Origin of the sequence: Helicobacter canis, assembly GCF_008693005.1 — a bacterium.
Lineage (GTDB): Bacteria > Campylobacterota > Campylobacteria > Campylobacterales > Helicobacteraceae > Helicobacter_B > Helicobacter_B canis.
The window spans coordinates 87,048-105,460 of the sequence record NZ_VXKE01000021.1 but is presented as its reverse complement, the minus strand read 5'-3'; the positions used below and the strand labels follow the sequence as shown (position 1 = coordinate 105,460).

Here is an 18,413-nt window from a genome sequence, read left to right as displayed (position 1 = left end):
TAAAAAGACGGAAAGGCAAAACACAAAACCAAGTCCAAACTTTTCTACACGCTAAGGACTAGCTTCATAAGGTGCGCACTACCAAACTAGAGTAGCATAGTCATCTCCTTTAGCAAAGAGAATTGCCAAAGCCCTAAAAGATTTCAGATAGTTAGGCTTTGATAGTCTAGCTATTGCTATTTTTGCTGGATTTGCCCTTTATCTTTGTCTGCATTTGATTGCAATATCTCCTCTAGCAAAAATCGCATTGGGACTTTTCGGCATTCTTTTGCGCCGTTGCATTCAAAGAGTATATACTCTCCAAGCGAAGAGATAACCTTTGCATTAGAAATTGTAAGCGTGTTATTTGCCCCCTGTGTTGGCTGACATAGAGCGATAGAATCTGTGGCTTCTTGTGTGAAAATAAGCTCTTTTGCTGTGTAATTGCCTATGTGGAGTTTGCTTACAATAAAGGAGCTTAACAAAAAAGGTATAGAGACTATACATAAAATGCCAACTACAAATGAAAGTTTTACCAAATTAAAATACTCAAATACAAAAACCGCTATACAGCATATTAAGCAAATAAGCACACAAACAGAAAATGAAATAAAATATCCAAAACTATCAAATCTAAACATTTGGACTACTATCAAGTAAAACGCTAGTGGCAACAATGATGATAAGCAAAATAACAATATATTTTCACAATGAAAATGTAATGCAATTTTTAAGAATCCAATCGCCAAGCCAATCCACATAAAAAGCACAATGGTGCATTCAATATTTGTCAAACCAATTCCCAATTCAATCGCCACAATAATTACAAAAACTACAATTATCGGCAATACATAAATAAGAGCAAAAAATACACTTAATAGCCCACTTGGTCTTGGTATGTTGTAAAAAATTTGACTAATAAGATAAAAGGGATAAAGAAAAAATACACTCGCCACAAAAGCAACAAAAACACCCAAAATAGTCGTAGCAAAAATATAATACAACACACTATCTTTGCTGATATTTGGCAAATATTGAGCATTAAAAGCAAAATAACACATCAAAATCAATGCTCCAACGACAGTTGGAATCCAAATAAGCAGAGATAAATGCTTACCTACATATTTTCCCACACCTTTAAGCGACTTGATAAACTCTTGCGTATCATAACGAATCTGCAATTCCTGTAAAAGTCTTTTTACTGCCCCTAACTTCTCTTGTGTTGCTTTAGATTCCTTTCTTATATATTGCAGTATTGCACGCACAGCGTAATATATCTGCCTATCAAGCCATCAATTTTCTGCCTTTTATTCTCTATATCTTGCAAATCCGCAAAGATTTCATATTTTTGCCTCATATACTTATCAAAACTCTCAATAAGCACAAGCTTTTCACTATTATCTTTACACAACTCACGCAAGGTTTGGATAGGTTTTTCCATATCTGCATATTGTGCAAGAAATAATTCCCTTTTAGCACAAAGATTTTGTAACGACACTTTCACTCCTTATGTCTTTTATTGGTGTTAGCTAGATTCTACAAGTTTATTCATAACAAATATTAGCATTTGAATCACTATTATTTTTGCCACCACCCCGCTTATCTCAACGCACTCTCTTGCTCCCTATCCCTTTTCACATTAGCATTTTGCACATAGCCTACAATGGCATTACCATTAGGATTTGTATCCTTTGAAAACTCCATTAACATAATCTTTGTAAAACCATTGACAGATTTTGGTGCAAGTAGTATCGCCCCATAGTCCCTTGTGTGTGCATTTTCCCCCTCACTATTTAGAATCTTTGTATAAAGCACAGGGGATTTTAGGCTTGGATTTTCATAGATTTTTACCGCACCTATCTGGCTTACTAGCTCTAGCGCTACTCGTTGTGATTTATCTATTGTTTCGTGCAATTCTTTTATGCGATGATTTATCGCTTGATACAAACAGGTTAAAAGCTCTCCGCCATCTTTTGCCTTAACACATTTCATATTACGCTCTTTTAGCCATTGTAGTTGCTCTTTTTTAAGCCTAGATCTCTGCTCATTGCTCCACGCAAAATCCATTGCATATTCAAACATCGCATTTAAGCTCACATCATCACGCAGAGTATAAAAGCTATTGCAAATGCCTTTTTCAATCTTACTCAAACCCTGCTTCTCACAATCAAAGCTCCCTCTAAATCGCGGATAAATTCCACTTAGAGTGCCTGCCCTACTCTCATCACTTGGCGTCTCACAAGTGCTAGAATCTAACCCCTTACTAGAGTGAAAATAAATCCCTTTAGAATCTTTGCTAAGAGTAAATCTCATATTTTTCTCACACTTGATCCGCTCTGCTCCTTCTGTATGGCCACACACAAGATCAAAATACTCTCTCTTAGGCTCTGCCTTATTGCCATTTATGAGAATCTCCACTTCACCCGGGAACGCCCCACTATCACAAATGAGATCTTCGGTAGGATTAGCGGGATCAAGAATTTGACGCATTGCTAAACCAAGCGTGCATATCGCACTTTTATCTTCATAATTATATTCATTTATTTGGTAGCAGTCATAGATTTGTAACGCACTTTGCTTATAGCACCAGCCGATTTTATTAAGTGGATCGCACAGGCTCACCTCTCCCCATACGCCCTCCCACTCACTGCGTTTAGAAAAACTATCAGCATCTCTGCTAATAAAATTGCGTGGCTCCACTATTGTTACATCAGGCTCAATGTCTTCTTGTGCTGTGCTAACTCCATTACATAATACAACTATCACCAAACATTTTACTAGTATCTTATACATTACAACCTCCCTTTAGAATCTATTTGTAGCCTTGCATTATAGCTAAATTGTATTAAGCCAACACCCACTTCCAAGCAATAATTTATATTTAATGGTAAAATTCCATAATTAAATCCAATAAGGAAAGCAATGCAAAAGCTAGAGCTACAATACAACAAAGAGGGCAAGATTTATAGCCCCCTAAGTAAGAAATACAAAGTCGCCACACCAGAAGAGATTATAAGGCAGAAGTTTGTCTGCACGCTTGTAAATAGCTATAAATATAACCTAGAGCAAATGCAAGAAGAAGTCAAAACGCAAAAGGGCAAAAACGCCGCAAGGGCTGATATTGTAATATGGAAAAGCCCCAAAGATAAGCAGGATAAGAATCCTCCCCTAATCATCGTAGAGTGCAAGGCAGATACCATTCGCATAAATGAAAGCGATTATGCACAAGGGGAGAGCTATGCAAGGCTGACTAACGCGCCATTTTTTGTAACGCACAATAGCTATGAGACAAGATTCTGGCGTGTGATAAAGGATAAAATGCCCGGCTTCACCCAAGAGATAGCCAATATCCCAGAAAATAACGCAAGTGATAAAGAGATAGATAAGCTACTCAAAGATTTAGTTGTTTTTAAAGAAGATGAGTTTGCTAAAGTGTTGAAAGAGTGCCACAACTACATACGCGATAATGATAAGCTAGGACCATCAGAAGCCTTTGATGAAATTGCAAAAATTTTGTTTATGAAAGTGTATGTAGAGAGAAAAAAGATTAAAGATTCCAAAAGTGGAAAAAATGTATTTAATAAGCAATATTTAGATGAGCTAGAGCAAGACTTAAAAAGCAGTCCGCTTATAAAAACAACATTAGGTCTCCTAGAAGTTCTTTTTGAAAATACAAAAGAAGAATTTAAAAATGATGAAATCTTTAAACAAGATGAAAAAATTGAGCTAAAAAACGCCACGATTGAAAAAATCATAGAAAAACTTCAAATTTACAATCTCTCCTTAACTTCAAGCGATATTAAAGGTATAGCATTTGAGAAGTTTTTAGGGGAGACTTTTAGAGGGCAATTAGGGCAGTTTTTCACCCCACGACCCATTGTAGAATTTATGATAGAGATGATAAACCCACAAGAAAATGAAGTCTCCTGCGACCCTGCAAGTGGTAGCGGTGGCTTTCTAATTAGAATCTTTAGCAAAGTGCGTGAGCTTATCCAGCAAGATATTATTAAGCAATATGAAGCCTATAAAAAATCCATACTCAAAGATATAAACAACATCACCGACACAGAAGCAAAAAAGCTAACTAGCAAAAAGAATGAGCTAGAAAAACAGCTAGAGACCGACACGCAAGGCACAAGACTTTTCAAGCTTTCAAACCACTGCATTTATGGCACAGATGCAAATGACAGAATGGCAAGAACTTCTAAGATGAATATGATTATGCACGGCGATGGACACGGCGGAATCCACCACCACGATGGGCTACTAAACATCAATGGGATCTTTGAATCTCGCTTTGATATAATCCTAACCAACCCTCCCTTTGGCTCAAATGTAAGGAAAGAAAACATCATACGAGCTGAAGACGCCCAAACCTACCTAAACGATAAGGGCGAAGTGTCCTACACAGAAGAGAAAAAAGAGCAGATAGAAAACTACTATAAAACCTATGGCAAAGAGACCTATCAAAACGCTCAACGCAAAATCCTAGACAACATAGGTAAGCCCATCGCCTCACTCTTTGCCCTAAAGCCCAATTTAGAATCCGATAAAACCGAGCATTTGTTTATAAACCGCTGCCTAGATTTGCTAAAGCCCGGTGGTAGAATGGGAATTGTTTTGCCAGAGGGTGTGTTTAACACACCAAATGCCGAATATGTGCGAGAGTTTGTAGAGGGCAGAGCATTTTTACGCGCTGTGATTTCACTCCCACAAGAGACTTTCACTAGTAGCAAGGCAAGTGTGAAAAGCTCTATTTTATTTCTGCAAAAATTTAGTCAAAATGAACAAAAAGAGTTTAACTCTCTCTTAGAAAAACACACAAAAGAGCTAAAGCAAAAGCACAAAGAGACACTAGAAAAGCTAGAATCCATTATCAACTATCGCAAAGCAAAGGGAGAAAAGATAGCCAAATACAACGCAAACGACAAAGCCAAAGCCAAAAAAGAGCTAAAAGAGCTAGAATCTAGTATGAAAAAACAAGCATTCAAACACACCAAAATAGACTTTGACTACCCCATATTTATGGCAGAGCCGGAGTTTGTGGGTATCACTAGCACAGGCGAAATGGGCGAAAATGTCAAAAATGAGCTACTAGATAGCTATGAAGTGCATAAAGATGAGAATGGCAAAGTGCTTGAAAAGATATTAGAGCAAAAGGGGATTTTAAGCCATTTTCAAGAGTTTTTACAAGAATACAACATACAATGGAATCAATAATGCAAGAATTAGGAATCCTAGATTGCATAAAAATAGGCAGAAACAAATATTTTATCAACATTAAGCTTTTTGAGATTCTAAGTCAGGAGCTGATATGTTAAAAATTTTGCATTTTTTCGACATATCACGGCAATATGTCGAATTTTTCAATTTTTTTCTACATATCTCATAAAAGGGAGCAAAATGAGCAAAGTGCAAATTGTATGGTTTAGGGATTTGGTGCGGTGGGATATAAAACACTATCTAACCGAATTTAAATCAAAATTTCCTTTAGTGTCTTTAAAGGATTATATTGTAGAGAAGAAGCATAGAATTAAGCCTTCAAATTTTCCAAACGAAACCTTTGATATTTTGGGTGTTAATAATAAAGATGGGGTATATTTTAATGAGTCTTTACTAGGCTCACGCATAAAGCAGCCTTACTATCAAGTAAGAAGTGGAGAAATTTTTTACAATCCTTATCGTGTGAATGTCGGCTCAATAGGTATTGTCCCGCCAGAATTTGATTTGAAATATACAAGCCCTGCCTATGTTATCTTTCAAACAGATGAAACACGATTACTTTCACAATATTTAGTGTTTGTTTTAAAATCGGCTTGGTTCAACGAGCATTTACGAGCAAAAACAAGGGGTTCTGTAAGACAAAATCTATCTTTTGAAGCTTTATGCGATTTGCAAATCCCCCTGCCCCCACTTAAGATTCAAAAGCAAATAATCGCCAAAATACAATCCATAAAAGCACAAATCAAAGCCCTACAAGACGAAGAAAAACGCCTAAAAGATGAAATAGAGGCATATATATATATAGCACTTGGACTGGAAAAAAAGCAAGAACTACAAAGGCAAAAGGTATTCATCGTCCGCTTTAAAGATTTAGACCGCTGGGACACAAGGCATAATCAAAGCGTTGCTATAAACCTTTGCCACACTGATTCTGCCTCTTGCCATACTGATACCACTTCCCCTTGTCATACTGAGGCGATAGCCGAAGTATCTACAAACATAGAATCTAAAACAAGATTTTTCGCTGTCGCTCAAAATGACAATAAATCTAAAAAAGATATTTCGGCTCAATATGACAAACCTATCAATACAGCAAATCTAAAAGCCCTACTAGATTCTATCCCTACCCCACCAAGCACAGGCTGGGAAGTCAAAACACTCGGTGAGATTTGTGAGATTATCACAGGTTGCACCCCGCAAACTAATAAACAGAATTTTTATGGCACAGAATATCCATTCTACAAACCAGCGGATTTAAATGATGGATATGTTTCAAAATCTGAAACAATGTTATCAAGTCTAGGGTATCACTCTCACCGAGCATTGCCTAAACATTCAATACTAGTTACTTGCATAGGGGCAACCATAGGAAAAACGGCAATCATTGAAAAAAGTGGAGTATGCAATCAACAAATAAACGCTCTTATTCCAAATGAAAAATTTTTGCCAAAATATATGTATTTTTTGTGTAGCACACAATATTTTAGGGACTTATTGTTTGAAAATTGCAGCATTACAACTATTCCAATCATCAATAAAAAAGTATTTTCTAATATCAAAATCCCCCTGCCACCTTTATCCGTGCAAGAAAAAATCCTAGCCCATATACACAAGATAGAATCTAGCATTGCCACCACACAAGAGAAAGCAAAAGCCCTAGAGCTAGAGCTTACACACTATATAGAATCCACTTTATAGATTCTAAAGCACTGCCCCCAAGCCTAGATTCTAAAAACGAGATTCTAAGAATCTTCAAGTATAATTATTTGATACAAATTATTAAGGAGATTCTATGCGAAGTGATATTGTAAAAAAGGGGCATAATCGCGCACCACACAGAAGTTTGCTAAGAGCAACAGGGCTAAAAGATGAGGATTTTAGCAAACCCTTTATCGGCGTGGCAAATAGCTATATTGACATCATTCCGGGGCATTTTTTCCTAAACAAATATGCCGAGATTGTCAAAGATGAAATCCGCAAGGCAGGGGGTGTGCCTTTTGAGTTTAACACTATCGGCGTAGATGATGGCATAGCAATGGGGCATAGCGGTATGCTCTACTCTCTGCCAAGTCGAGAGCTGATTGCTGATTGCATAGAATCTGTGATGAACGCTCACGCATTAGATGCGATGATTTGCCTGCCAAACTGCGATAAAATCGTGCCCGGAATGCTTATGGGGGCATTGCGTGTGAATGTGCCGACTATCTTTGTGAGCGGTGGTCCTATGAAAGCAGGGCGACTAGAAGATGGCACAATACTTGATTTAAACTCCGCATTTGAAGCGGTGGGGGCGTATGAAAGCGGCAAAATTGATGAGAAAAGATTACACGAGATAGAGTGTCAAGCCTGTCCTAGTGGGGGGAGCTGCAGCGGAATGTTTACAGCAAACTCTATGAATACTCTGTGTGAGGCTATGGGCGTAGCATTACCGGGTAATGGCACGATTCCAGCCCTTACACCAGAGCGAGAAGAGCTACTAAGGCAGGGGGCTAGACGCATTGTAGAGATTGCCCTAGATTCTAGCCTAAGTGAAAAGTTTAGATTCCGCAATATTTTGAACGCAAAAGCCGTGTATAACGCCTTTGTCGTGGATATGGCAATGGGCGGTAGCACAAATACGATTTTACATATGTTAGCCATCGCCAAAGAAGCGGAAGTGGATTTCAACCTAGAATCTATCAATAATATTGCCGCAAATGTCGCACATATCGCTAAAATCGCCCCGGCTCTTAGCACAATCCATATGGAAGATATAAACAAAGCCGGTGGGGTTTCAGCGGTGATAAATGAAGTTTCCAAAAGAGAAAAATCGATTTTACACCTAGACGCTCTCACAATCACCGGCGAGACTCTAGGTGAAAGAATAGCAAACGCAAACATCACAGATTCTAACATTATCCGCCATAATGACAACGCCTACTCACAAGTTGGCGGATTAAAAATCCTTTTTGGCAATTTGTGCAAACAAGGGGCGGTGCTAAAAGTCGCCGCCGTGGCAGAATCTATGAAAGAATTTAGCGGCAAGGCAATTTGCTTTAACTCCCAAGATGAAGCGATTAAGGGCATTGCAGGAGGCAAGGTAAAAGCTGGAAGTGTCGTAGTTATCCGCTATGAAGGACCAAAGGGGGGACCGGGAATGCAAGAGATGTTAAGCCCTACAAGTCTTATTATGGGAATGGGCTTAGGCGAAAGCGTGGCACTCATTACTGATGGGCGATTTAGCGGGGCGACAAGAGGGGCTTGTATCGGACATATAAGCCCGGAGGCTGCTGAGGGAGGACCTATCGCACTGATTGAAGATGGCGATATTATAGAGATTTCTGTCTCGCGTGGGAGCTTGGAGCTGAAAGTAGATTCTAAGACTTTGGAAGCACGCAAGGCAAAATGGAAGCCAATCAAAAAAGAGATTACAAGCAAATGGCTTAAACGCTACTCCCTGCTTGTAAGCAACGCCGCAAATGGCGCGGTGCTAAAAACGGAGCTGTAAAAGGGAATAAAATGGCTTTACCCAAGAAACTGAAAGAAATTGTGGAATTTTTACAACAGCAAAATCTGCATTTAAGCCAACAAAGTCGAGATGGGCGAATTAACTCTGCTTTTAATGAAGATGAGATTTTTAATCTTTTAGATTCTCACTTTGCGATAAATCGTCCAAATATGCGTGATTGGGTGGATTTTAGTTTTTATGAAAATAATGTGTTTTATCCTGTGAATATCAAGGTTAGCACGACAAAAACGACCGATAATCTCAACTGCAAACTTGGAATCTACTATGCTTTAACAGGTAAAATTCCACCTTTTGGCAATGGAGTAAGCTGGGAAACATATTTTAAGACGCTAAAAGAAAACTTAGAGACAAACGACAAGGATTATTATTTTTTAATCACCAATAAAGATAATCCTAGTGATGTATTTGCTACTTCGCTTAAATGCCTAGAATCTATCTTGCCAAATGGTAATAATCTGCCCTTTCAAGCAAAATGGGATAATAATCGCCAAATTATGCAAAGAGATTTTGTAGAAGTGAAAGATTTTTTATTAGGCACATTTGAGCAGTCTTTAAAACTTAGGGCTGATGCGTATTTGCATTTTAGGAAATACTTTTATGAATCTTAATGTTGAAAGCTTGGGGCAAGTCTTTACCCCGCCGCATATTGTAAGCGATATGTTAGCCTTAGTGCAAAATAATGGACGATTTTTAGAGCCAAGCTGTGGCAATGGGGCGTTTTATGAGAATCTGCCTAGTAATAAAGTGGGGATTGAGCTAGATTCCAGCATTGCTTGTAAAGAAGCGTTGCAACTTGATTTTTTTAGCTATCCTGTGAGTGAAAAATTTGATACCATTATTGGCAATCCCCCTTATGTGAGATTCCAAGATATTAAGGCTTCTACAAAAGAGCTTTTAACGCCCTTTATGTCTATGTTTGATGAAAGAAGTAATTTATATTTGTTTTTTATTTATAAGTGTATTTTGCATTTAAATGATGGCGGGGAGCTAATTTTTATCACGCCTAGAGATTTTTTAAAAAGCACTGCGAGTGTAAAGCTTAATGAGTTTTTGTTCCACACAGGAAGTATTACGCATTTTGTGGAGCTAGGGGATAGAAAGATTTTTACAAAAGCCCAGCCAAACTGCATAATATGGCGTTTTGTTAAAGGGGATTTCACGCGTAAAACACAATGTTTAAAAGAATTTTCTTGCATAAATGGGCAGATTTTATTTACAAAAAAGGCTTACACGACTCCTTTTAATTCATTATTTTTTGTAAAAGTTGGGGCTGTGAGTGGGGCAGATTCTATCTTTGGAAACGAAAAATGGGGTAATGTAGAATTTGTCGGCTCACAAACTTGCAAAAGTGGCAAAACTAAAAAAATGATATATGGCGAGTATGGCAGGGATTGTGCGTATTTACAGGGCTTTAAAACGCAATTATTACAGCGAAAAATCAAAAAGTTTAATGAGACAAATTGGTGGGAATGGGGGAGAGATTATCATAAAAGCGAAATGCCTCGCATTTATGTCAATACTAAAACGCGAAATATTAAGCCCTTTTTCTTACACCCTTGCAATGCTTATGATGGCTCGATTCTAGCAATTTTTCCAAAGTTTAAAGTGGATTCTACAATGCTGCAAAAAATATGTGATAAACTAAATGACATAGATTGGCAGGAGCTTGGATTTGTGTGTGATGGGCGATTTCTCTTCTCACAAAGAAGTTTAGAAAATGCGATGTTAGATTCTAGCTTCCATCGTTAATCTATCGCATTACACTCTACTAGCAGCTCCCCTTGCATATTGTAAAAATAATCCGTGCCTATGGCATCTTCTTGGATTCTATGCTCTATCTTTACCCCATTTTCAAGCATAAATTCCACCACCCCGCCGATACTCGAACTCCCGGGCGTAGCACTTTGGACTGCTAAGACACTGCCCTTTGGCAAATGCTCTTTATACAATATCTCACGCCCATTTATTCTAAAGTCCCAATACCCTTTGCCATTAGGGAACCAATCATCAACGCTCACCTTATCATCCTTATGCCCTATCACACGCACATCTTTCACAGGCACTTCAAAAGCTAGAATCTCACTCTCATTCCCCCACGATACCGCTTTGGCAAATATAACTTGTGGATATAAACTTTTAAGCCTACTCAACATAGATTCCACTTTATCCGTGTCAAACCACTCCTTGCTTACACGCACCACAAAGGCTTTTTGCTCTATCTGCTCTTGGGTAAGGCACTCTTGCTTCGATTCCGCACCTCTAGCTTCCACTGCCACTATCGCCCAAAACACACATAGCACAATCACAGCAAACCGCATAAAACCCCCTTATTTCAAGCCTTATGAGCAGCTTCCTTGCGGCTTTTGGCGGCTCTTGCGCTCATACAAAAGCCACTGCACAAGCAAAGCCCCCACACCAATATCAATGCACACATCTGCAAAGTTAAAGATCGCAAACTCAAACCAATAATGCCAATACACATAATCCACCACCTTGCCATATACAAAGCGATCAATGACATTTGCAATCCCGCCCCCTAGGATAAAGCCAAAGCCCAGCCAATACTGCCTAAACGCCCCTCCTGCCAATGCCAAATACAAGCCCAGCCCCGCTAGTAGCGCGATTTGTATCCACTTAAGCCACCCTTGCAAAAATGCAAACATCGAAAACGCCACGCCATCATTATAAACAAGCACGATAGAAATCGCCCTGCTCTCCCAGCGAAATCCTTCTAACACCTGCAGCTTTAGCCACTGATCCAGCACGATCACTCCCACGACAATGCCAAAAAACAGCCCCGCACGAAGTCTCATACACTACGCCTACACAAGCTTTGAGCGCAAAAAACCCTCTAACTCTTTTGCCGCAGATTCTATCGCTTCACTCTCCTTGCCCTCCACCAAAATACGCAGGATATGCTCCGTGCCAGAGTAGCGGATAAGCGTGCGCATACCTGATTTTTCTATCTGCTTGCATAGCTCGCTAAAGCCTGCGATAGATTCTAGGGGCGTTTTTTCTAGCACTTTGAGATTGATAAGCTTTTGCGGATAGAGTGTGAAAGGATTTAGAGCTTGATGGCTTGAAGTTTTCTTGCGCAGCACTAGTGCCATCACCGCAATCGCGCTCATCAGCCCATCGCCCGTGGTGGAGTAATCGCTGAAGATAATATGCCCGCTTTGCTCGCCGCCAAAATTGCTGCCATACTTTTTCATCGCATCAAAGACATATTTATCCCCCACATCGCACCGCTGCAAGCCTATCTTATGCCCAGCCAGAAACTCTTCTAGTGCGAGATTGCTCATTTGCGTAGCGATAATGGTGCTAGATTCTAGCTCGCCAATGGAGCGCATATACTCCCCAAGCGCACCTAGCAAAACATCGCCGTGAATGATCTTGCCCATATTATCAACCACCACTAGTCTATCGGCATCGCCATCGAGTGCGAAGCCAATATCTGCGCGGTATTTGAGCACTTCATTTGCTAGATCTTGGGGGTGCATAGCTCCGCATTGCTCATTGATATTAAAGCCATTTGGCGTATTATTGATGACGACCACATCAGCCCCTAGCTCGCTGAAAATTGTAGGCGCAACCTTATAAGCCGCTCCATTTGCGCAGTCAAGCACAATACGCAAGCCCTGCAAACTTAGCTCCTTAGGGAAAGAGTTTTTAATATGCACAATATAGCGTCCCACCACATCATCAATACGCTTTGAGCTACCGATCTCCTGCCCTACTTTGTGGCTCTGATCTAGTAGCCGCTTATCGTGGTAGATCCTCTCTATCTGTGCTTCAGCCTTTCCATCAAGCTTATTACCAAAACGATCGAAAAACTTTATCCCATTATCATCAAATGGATTATGACTCGCGCTAATCATAATCCCAGCATCACAGCGCATATCTGCGGTGAGAAAGGCTATGGCAGGGGTGGGCATAGGACCTACTTGTATGACATCATAGCCCACGGAAGTAAGCGCGCTTACTAGGGCATTTTCTATCATATAGCCACTGCGGCGCGTGTCTTTGCCAAGTAAGATTTTATTACTTGAGCGAATGCTTTTCTGCCTAGCAAACTCACGGAAATACAGCCCAGCAGCAATGCCTAGCTCAATACAAAATGCCGGCGTGATAAATGACCCAGCCTTGCCTCGCACACCATCAGTGCCAAAGATTTTGGCTAGATTTTGGGATTTTGTTGATAAAGTTTTTTTACTCATTTAGCACTGCTCCTACTTCACTTGCCTATGGGGATTAAACTGCTTTTAAATAAAAACTAGGCACAATAATGCCCTAAAATTTTTTACAAAAGGATTAAGCCAATGGCAAACCATAAGTCCGCAGAGAAGAGAATCCGCCAAACCATAAAACGCACCGAGCGCAATCGCTACTATCGCACAAGAATCAAAAATATCATTAAAGCAGTGCGCGAAAGTGTAGCAAATAACGACCTGCCAAAGGCGCAAGAAGCTTTCAAAATCGCCAATAAAGAGCTACATAAATTTGTCAGCAAAGGCATTGTGAAGAAAAACGCCGCCGCGCGCAAAGTTAGCCGCCTTAATGCTGCTGTAAAAAAGCTTGCCCAATCTGCCTAACCTCCTAGCTTCTAGCTAGGCTTTCAGGGAATATAATCGTATGCTTAGTGACACACTGCGCCCCATTATCGCGCGTTATGATGAGATAAGCGATCTGCTCTCTCGCCCAGAAATAGTAGCAGATGTCAAGCAGCTAACAGCCCTTAGCAAGGAGCAAAGCCAAATCCAAGAAATCACGCAGCAAGCTAGAATCTATCTCGCCACCCTAGAATCCATACAAGAAAACAAGCTACTTTTAGAAGACAAGGAGCTAAGCGAGCTTGCTAAAGAAGAGCTAAAGACCCTAGAATCCACAAAAACCGAGCTAGAAGAAACCTTGCGGGTGCTACTAATCCCAAAAGACCCAAATGATGATAAAAATATCTACCTAGAGTTGCGCGCGGGCACGGGCGGCGATGAGGCTGGGATTTTTGTAGGAGACTTGTTTCGCGCATATTGTCGCTATGCAGATACAAAAGGCTGGAAAGTTGAGATTATAAGCTCAAGTGAGAATGATGTAGGCGGATATAAGGAAATTATCGCACTCATCAAAGGCTCTGGCGTTTTCTCTAAGCTTAAGTTTGAAGGCGGCACACATCGTGTCCAGCGTGTCCCTCAAACTGAATCCCAAGGTAGAATCCACACTTCTGCTATCACCGTGGCGATTATGCCAGAGGTCGATGATGTAGAGATCACCATTAGCCCAAATGACTTGCGTATAGAAGTCTTCCGCGCAGGAGGGCACGGCGGACAATGTGTCAATACCACGGATTCTGCGGTGCGTATCACGCATATCCCCACAGGCATTAGCGTCTCTATGCAAGATGAGAAATCCCAGCACAAGAACAAAGACAAAGCAATGAAGATTCTAAAAGCTAGAATCTATGAAGCCCAGATTGCCGAGCAAATGGCGCAAAACTCCCAAGCCCGCAAGGACCAAGTAGGAAGTGGAGATAGGAGCGAGCGCATACGCACTTACAACTACCCGCAAAATCGCTTAACAGATCATCGTATCAACACCACACTATACAGCCTAGAAGAAATAATGCTCTCAGGCAATTTAGATTCTATCATCGACCCTTTGATCGCCCACGCGCAATCGCTTGCCCTAAGCGCGCAAGAGTGATAGCACAAGATGTGCATATAAAGAAAGCTTGCGAAACATACCTAGAATCTAGTAGATTCTAGCTCCCCTGCCACTGAATCTAACCGCGCCAAAATCCACAAATCTAGAATCTAAAATGAAATATTTCCACCCACGCGCACATTAAGATAGCGCGGGAAGCGGTAGCCCTGCGCCTCTCCTAGCTCTGTGCCAGCCTGCACTGCTATATCCAAAAACCCTAAGATATTTACCCCACCTGTGATAATGAGCCCATCATCTTGGCGCAGGTCCTTCATAAGCCCAGCACGCAAATCAATGGCTTTAATGTCAAATTTCACTCCGCCACCAATCATCTGGCTAAATGGGCGATTGAAGCTATCGCTTAGCATTTCGTTTTTCCACAAATCCACATCAAAGGCAAATACGAAATTGTTTTGATTATATGCAAATCCAGCGCGGTATTGGGGCTTTATCTCCACTTCTCCTGTGCTGTATTGGAAGCGGGGGGTATTGACATTTTTTGCCACGATACCAAAGGTCAAGTAGCGGAAATTAGGCAAATCTATCTCTAGCATAGTCCCTACATCTACCGCCACAGCGGTCTTGGTCTCAAAATTCTTCCCCGCTAGAAAATTCTTCCCCTCTGTGGCAAAATCTGTTTTGGTTGAGAGCGCGATATTGCTAATGGTATTGCTAGCACTCATCAAGCGCGCAGACACCCCTAGATTCCAATTGACATTACTAAAGTAAAAAGTGTGCGCATAGCCTATGGGTATCTCTGTGATCCAAAACCCCCTTGTTAAGACAGAGTGCGCATTGCCCTGCTGCAAGGCATACTCAAGCGAATGCTGCTTATAGTCATCTTCTGTTGTTTGCGTGTAGGAGAAGTTACCATCTTTTGCATCAATTTTGTAATAATCTTTCCCTGAAGCAATGATCAGTGCTGTGCGGTTAGGATCGATTTTCGCTGAAGTCGCGCCATAAAACGATGAGAAAAGTCCCACGCCAAATGTCCCCAAAGTCCCACGCAAAAATGCTGGGGCAAACTGCAAAGCCACGCCATTTTGGCTAGTGAAGTTTAGGGCATTTTCTTCTAGCGCGCTCTTAAGATTGGCAAAATCTTTAATCGCTTGATCAAGTCCTAGATTCCCGCCAAAGTTAATGTCAATATTTGTGATATTGCCATTAGAATCCACTTGCAGATTCCCAAAATCCACACTTCCAGCAAGAGAGTCTAAAAGCTCTTTTTGCTCTTGTGAGAGTGCTTGTGAAGAGTTTGCTTCTTGCTTGATATTTTGGACAAGCTGCCCCCATTGGCTTGGGTCTGGGTTTTGCTGCTGGAAGGCTTCAAGCTTTTGCTCTAGGCTCTGCCCTGCACTACCGCCGCCTAATGTTTTATCAAGCGCAGAGTCTAGCACACTCTCAAATGCCCCGGTATTCACCCCGCCAGTGCCACCACCCACAGCACTGCCAATGAGAGAGGCAAACTTCTCCGCGCTAACAGCGAAATTTTCAAGGTTGATATTAGCGATTTTATCAAGATTCTTCTCTCTCACACCAATCCCTAGAGAGTAGCCAAAGCGCACGCTATTTTCCGCACTCAAAAGTGCTGGGTTATAATACAGCGCAAAAGGAGAGTTTTTCAGCGCGACGCCTGCACCGCCCATACCGGCTGAAACATTGCCCATGACACCAAACTCTAGCCCAAAGCTCGCTGAAGCAGCAAATGCCCAAAGAGCTAGCCTATGTGGATAAATGCGCATAGCAGCCTACTTTGCTACAAGCACCGGGATAGGAGATGAGCTTACAAAGCTATTTTGATGTGAGCTAAAGATCCTATGCAGCATAGAAGACTCACTAGCCCCAATCACAAGCAAGTCATAGCCATCAGCGATCTCTAGCACCACATCAATTGGATTCCCTGTGCGCAAAATCTTCTTACACGCTATCCCTTCTGTCTTAAATGTCTGCTCAAACTCATCTAAAATCTCATTGCTCTTTTCGTTCTCAATGCTCTCAATCATTCCATAATCCACAATCCCACTCTCCGCATACACAAGCACTTCTGGAGTTACATGCAAGAGTGTTAGCTCTACTTCTTGGCGTTGCCCAAAGAGCCTAATAATCGTCTTTATCGCCGCACGGCACTCTTCTGTATCACTCACACCAAATAACAATTTCGCCATAAACACTCCTTGAGTAAAATGATCTATTGTAGCAAAGTCTCGCTAATCCCTGTAAAACCACCCAAGCACTCACTTTTTCTGCAAAATCTCATCAATTACACAAAGCTGGTATTGCAGAAATCGCACCACCAAGTCAAGCTTGTTTTGCGTATCTTGTAGCTCGGGCATTTTTAGCCCTTCAAACAGCACAAGAAGCTTTTCCCTAAGATTTTCTAAATAGACAATACTATCTTGCCCTAGCCCAAACTCCTGCGCATTAGGGGGGATAATCTTGCCATTTTTAACGGGGCTAGATTCTATGCTTGTCTTTGGCAAAGTGGGCTTAGACTTACTTGGCTCACTAGCTTGCCTGCTAGAATCTACGCAAGATTCCACCTGCTGCAAGCTAGAATCTAACTTGCTAGATTCTATGTTTTCGTCTGCTTTATTTGGATCTTTTGCCACCTCATCAAGGGTTTGTAAGATCAAGTCCTTTAGCTCCATATTTTCTCCCATACTTATCCCCTTAGCCTAAAAGCCACTGCTCAAGCTTTTGATAATCGCTCTGTGTTGTTGCATTAACAAATAGCACGAGCTTATCTTCATTAACACCACTAAACTTATGCTTTTTGGTTTTTAAGCGTATAAGCGCACTCTTAGCTTCTGCATTGTTTGGATCTCTTTTTATCATTTCTTCATAAATCACTATTGCTTCTTCGGTATGCCCTTGCATTTCATAAATACTAGCAAGTGTGCTGGTGTTAATTGCCATTATATTCTCCTGCCACTGCTTGGGCGATGAGATCGCCCATCTCCTGTGTGCTGCAAAGCTTCTTGCACCCAAATTGTGCAATATCTTTCGTGCGTGCGCCACTCCGCAGCACCGCCCCTACAGCACTGCGCACCACCCTAGCCGCTTCTACCTGCCCTAACGACATCTCAAGCAGCATTGCTGCACTAAGGATAGCAGCGATTGGATTAGCAATGCCCCGCCCTGCTATATCAGGGGCAGAGCCGTGTATGGGCTCATAGAGTGCGTATCGCTCGCCCACACTAGCACTTGGAAGCAAGCCGATAGAGCCTGTGATTTGGCTTGCTTCATCACTTAAAATATCGCCAAAGAGATTGCTAGTAAGTATCACATCAAACTGCCTAGGATCGCGGATAAGCTGCATACTTGCATTATCGACATATTGATGACTTAGGGCAACTTGTGGATACTCCTTTGCCACTCTCTCTACCACCTCACGCCATAGCTCGCTTACTTCAAGCACATTAGCCTTATCCACAGAGCAGAGCCTTTTAGAGCGCGATAATGCTAGGGCAAATGCCTTATGTGCGATTTGCTCAATTTCTTGCACGCTATATGCCATTGTATTGTAAGCACGCTCCTTTTCCTTCGCCCTTGGTGTGCCAAAGTAAATCCCAGATATAAGCTCGCGCACAATCAAAATATCCACACCTTTAATGATCTCTGGCTTTAGCGCGCTAGCATCAAGCAGCTCATCAAACACAATCGCTGGGCGCAAGTTTGCAAAGACCCCAAGCTCCTTACGCAAGCGCAAAAGCCCAGATTCTGGGCGTTTATCTTTGGGGAGATTCTCCCACTTCTGCCCGCCAATGGCACCAAAGAGCACCGCCTTCGCGCTCAATACACCCTGCAAGCTCTCTTTGGGCAAAGGATCGCCATAATTATCATACGCGCACCCGCCCATCATATATTCGCTAAACTCACAAGCAATCCCAAACTTCTCACACACCACGCGCAAGACTTTTAATGCTTCATTGACGACTTCTACGCCTATCCCATCGCCTTTAATAACCGCTATATATTCTGCCATTTTTACTCCTTGCTCTCGCTT

General features: G+C 41.4%; 18 protein-coding genes. 7 read left to right on the top strand and 11 right to left on the bottom strand.

The genetic code is table 11. The features are described from left to right. Positions 1-176: 176 nt before the first annotated feature. The 3 genes from F4V45_RS07530 to F4V45_RS07520 form a co-directional block, all read right to left on the bottom strand. Positions 177-1,244, bottom strand: coding sequence for a hypothetical protein (locus tag F4V45_RS07530; protein ID WP_150337730.1), 1,068 nt, complete (start codon positions 1,242-1,244; stop codon positions 177-179). After that, the gene (locus tag F4V45_RS07525; RefSeq protein WP_246145294.1) at positions 1,220-1,477 is read right to left on the bottom strand and encodes a hypothetical protein; all 258 of its coding nucleotides are present in this window, start codon (positions 1,475-1,477) and stop codon (positions 1,220-1,222) included. Before F4V45_RS07525 ends, F4V45_RS07530 begins: the two co-directional genes overlap by 25 nt. Before the next feature lie 101 nt (positions 1,478-1,578). Continuing rightward, positions 1,579-2,772 (bottom strand): lysozyme inhibitor LprI family protein, encoded by a 1,194-nt coding sequence (locus F4V45_RS07520; RefSeq protein WP_150337729.1) that lies wholly within the window; start codon positions 2,770-2,772, stop codon positions 1,579-1,581. A gap of 129 nt (positions 2,773-2,901) precedes the next feature. Between F4V45_RS07520 and F4V45_RS07515 the strand changes: the two genes are divergently transcribed. From F4V45_RS07515 to F4V45_RS07495, 5 genes are all read left to right on the top strand, one after another. Continuing rightward, complete coding sequence (locus F4V45_RS07515; protein ID WP_150337728.1) at positions 2,902-5,199, top strand: N-6 DNA methylase; 2,298 nt, start codon at positions 2,902-2,904, stop codon at positions 5,197-5,199. A 183-nt stretch (positions 5,200-5,382) separates the two neighbouring features. After that, on the top strand, positions 5,383-6,900 hold the full coding sequence (locus F4V45_RS07510; RefSeq protein ID WP_150337727.1) for a restriction endonuclease subunit S: 1,518 nt from the start codon (positions 5,383-5,385) through the stop codon (positions 6,898-6,900). 94 nt (positions 6,901-6,994) lie between these two features. Beyond that, positions 6,995-8,689: a dihydroxy-acid dehydratase gene (gene ilvD / locus F4V45_RS07505; protein WP_150337726.1), complete on the top strand. Its 1,695-nt coding sequence runs from the start codon at positions 6,995-6,997 to the stop codon at positions 8,687-8,689. An 11-nt stretch (positions 8,690-8,700) separates the two neighbouring features. Next, complete coding sequence (locus tag F4V45_RS07500; RefSeq protein ID WP_150337725.1) at positions 8,701-9,318, top strand: restriction endonuclease; 618 nt, start codon at positions 8,701-8,703, stop codon at positions 9,316-9,318. Next, positions 9,308-10,459 carry an Eco57I restriction-modification methylase domain-containing protein gene (locus F4V45_RS07495; protein ID WP_150337724.1) on the top strand — a complete coding sequence of 384 codons (1,152 nt, stop codon included), beginning with the start codon at positions 9,308-9,310 and terminating at the stop codon, positions 10,457-10,459. Before F4V45_RS07500 ends, F4V45_RS07495 begins: the two co-directional genes overlap by 11 nt. On the opposite strand, the gene F4V45_RS07490 is transcribed toward F4V45_RS07495, so the two are convergent. The 3 genes from F4V45_RS07490 to glmM are packed head-to-tail and all read right to left on the bottom strand — an operon-like array spanning position 10,456 to position 12,927. Beyond that, positions 10,456-11,028 (bottom strand): hypothetical protein, encoded by a 573-nt coding sequence (locus F4V45_RS07490; RefSeq protein ID WP_150337723.1) that lies wholly within the window; start codon positions 11,026-11,028, stop codon positions 10,456-10,458. The two genes, F4V45_RS07495 and F4V45_RS07490, sit on opposite strands and share 4 nt — an antisense overlap. A 21-nt stretch (positions 11,029-11,049) precedes the next feature. Next, on the bottom strand, positions 11,050-11,523 hold the full coding sequence (gene lspA / locus F4V45_RS07485; RefSeq protein WP_150337722.1) for a signal peptidase II: 474 nt from the start codon (positions 11,521-11,523) through the stop codon (positions 11,050-11,052). Positions 11,524-11,532: 9 nt separating this feature from the next. Then, positions 11,533-12,927 (bottom strand): phosphoglucosamine mutase, encoded by a 1,395-nt coding sequence (gene glmM / locus F4V45_RS07480; RefSeq protein ID WP_150337721.1) that lies wholly within the window; start codon positions 12,925-12,927, stop codon positions 11,533-11,535. A gap of 102 nt (positions 12,928-13,029) precedes the next feature. On the opposite strand from glmM, the gene rpsT reads away from it, so the two are divergent. Together rpsT and prfA are read left to right on the top strand one after the other, a co-directional pair. Beyond that, the gene (rpsT, locus tag F4V45_RS07475; RefSeq protein WP_150337720.1) at positions 13,030-13,302 is read left to right on the top strand and encodes a 30S ribosomal protein S20; all 273 of its coding nucleotides are present in this window, start codon (positions 13,030-13,032) and stop codon (positions 13,300-13,302) included. A gap of 40 nt (positions 13,303-13,342) precedes the next feature. Next, entirely contained in the window at positions 13,343-14,407 is a 1,065-nt protein-coding gene (prfA, locus tag F4V45_RS07470) for a peptide chain release factor 1 (protein WP_150337719.1), read from the top strand. Positions 14,408-14,517: 110 nt separating this feature from the next. Here the strand turns inward: prfA and traF are convergent, their stop codons facing one another. From traF to leuB, 5 genes are all read right to left on the bottom strand, one after another. Further along, on the bottom strand, positions 14,518-16,149 hold the full coding sequence (gene traF, locus F4V45_RS07465) for a conjugal transfer protein TraF (RefSeq protein ID WP_150337718.1): 1,632 nt from the start codon (positions 16,147-16,149) through the stop codon (positions 14,518-14,520). A gap of 6 nt (positions 16,150-16,155) precedes the next feature. Beyond that, a complete protein-coding gene (locus tag F4V45_RS07460; RefSeq protein WP_023930507.1) occupies positions 16,156-16,572 on the bottom strand; it encodes a universal stress protein in 417 nt (138 codons plus the stop codon). Positions 16,573-16,641: 69 nt separating this feature from the next. Then, positions 16,642-17,067 (bottom strand): CiaD-like domain-containing protein, encoded by a 426-nt coding sequence (locus tag F4V45_RS07455; RefSeq protein WP_150337717.1) that lies wholly within the window; start codon positions 17,065-17,067, stop codon positions 16,642-16,644. Between the two features lie 10 nt (positions 17,068-17,077). Next, entirely contained in the window at positions 17,078-17,323 is a 246-nt protein-coding gene (locus tag F4V45_RS07450) for a tetratricopeptide repeat protein (protein WP_150337716.1), read from the bottom strand. Further along, the gene (leuB, locus tag F4V45_RS07445) at positions 17,313-18,392 is read right to left on the bottom strand and encodes a 3-isopropylmalate dehydrogenase (RefSeq protein WP_150337715.1); all 1,080 of its coding nucleotides are present in this window, start codon (positions 18,390-18,392) and stop codon (positions 17,313-17,315) included. The genes F4V45_RS07450 and leuB overlap by 11 nt, the downstream gene beginning before the upstream one ends. Positions 18,393-18,413: the final 21 nt, after the last annotated feature.

Bases quoted from the DNA above. Each gene is read 5' to 3' on its own strand.
- F4V45_RS07520 (WP_150337729.1), bottom strand. From the start codon at position 2,772: ATGTATAAGATACTAGTAAAATGTTTGGTGATAGTTGTATTATGTAAT.
- F4V45_RS07515 (WP_150337728.1), top strand. From the start codon at position 2,902: ATGCAAAAGCTAGAGCTACAATACAACAAAGAGGGCAAGATTTATAGC.
- F4V45_RS07510 (WP_150337727.1), top strand. From the start codon at position 5,383: ATGAGCAAAGTGCAAATTGTATGGTTTAGGGATTTGGTGCGGTGGGAT.
- ilvD (WP_150337726.1), top strand. From the start codon at position 6,995: ATGCGAAGTGATATTGTAAAAAAGGGGCATAATCGCGCACCACACAGA.
- F4V45_RS07500 (WP_150337725.1), top strand. From the start codon at position 8,701: ATGGCTTTACCCAAGAAACTGAAAGAAATTGTGGAATTTTTACAACAG.
- F4V45_RS07495 (WP_150337724.1), top strand. From the start codon at position 9,308: ATGAATCTTAATGTTGAAAGCTTGGGGCAAGTCTTTACCCCGCCGCAT.
- F4V45_RS07490 (WP_150337723.1), bottom strand. From the start codon at position 11,028: ATGCGGTTTGCTGTGATTGTGCTATGTGTGTTTTGGGCGATAGTGGCA.
- lspA (WP_150337722.1), bottom strand. From the start codon at position 11,523: ATGAGACTTCGTGCGGGGCTGTTTTTTGGCATTGTCGTGGGAGTGATC.
- glmM (WP_150337721.1), bottom strand. From the start codon at position 12,927: ATGAGTAAAAAAACTTTATCAACAAAATCCCAAAATCTAGCCAAAATC.
- rpsT (WP_150337720.1), top strand. From the start codon at position 13,030: ATGGCAAACCATAAGTCCGCAGAGAAGAGAATCCGCCAAACCATAAAA.
- prfA (WP_150337719.1), top strand. From the start codon at position 13,343: ATGCTTAGTGACACACTGCGCCCCATTATCGCGCGTTATGATGAGATA.
- traF (WP_150337718.1), bottom strand. From the start codon at position 16,149: ATGCGCATTTATCCACATAGGCTAGCTCTTTGGGCATTTGCTGCTTCA.
- F4V45_RS07460 (WP_023930507.1), bottom strand. From the start codon at position 16,572: ATGGCGAAATTGTTATTTGGTGTGAGTGATACAGAAGAGTGCCGTGCG.
- F4V45_RS07455 (WP_150337717.1), bottom strand. From the start codon at position 17,067: ATGGGAGAAAATATGGAGCTAAAGGACTTGATCTTACAAACCCTTGAT.
- F4V45_RS07450 (WP_150337716.1), bottom strand. From the start codon at position 17,323: ATGGCAATTAACACCAGCACACTTGCTAGTATTTATGAAATGCAAGGG.
- leuB (WP_150337715.1), bottom strand. From the start codon at position 18,392: ATGGCAGAATATATAGCGGTTATTAAAGGCGATGGGATAGGCGTAGAA.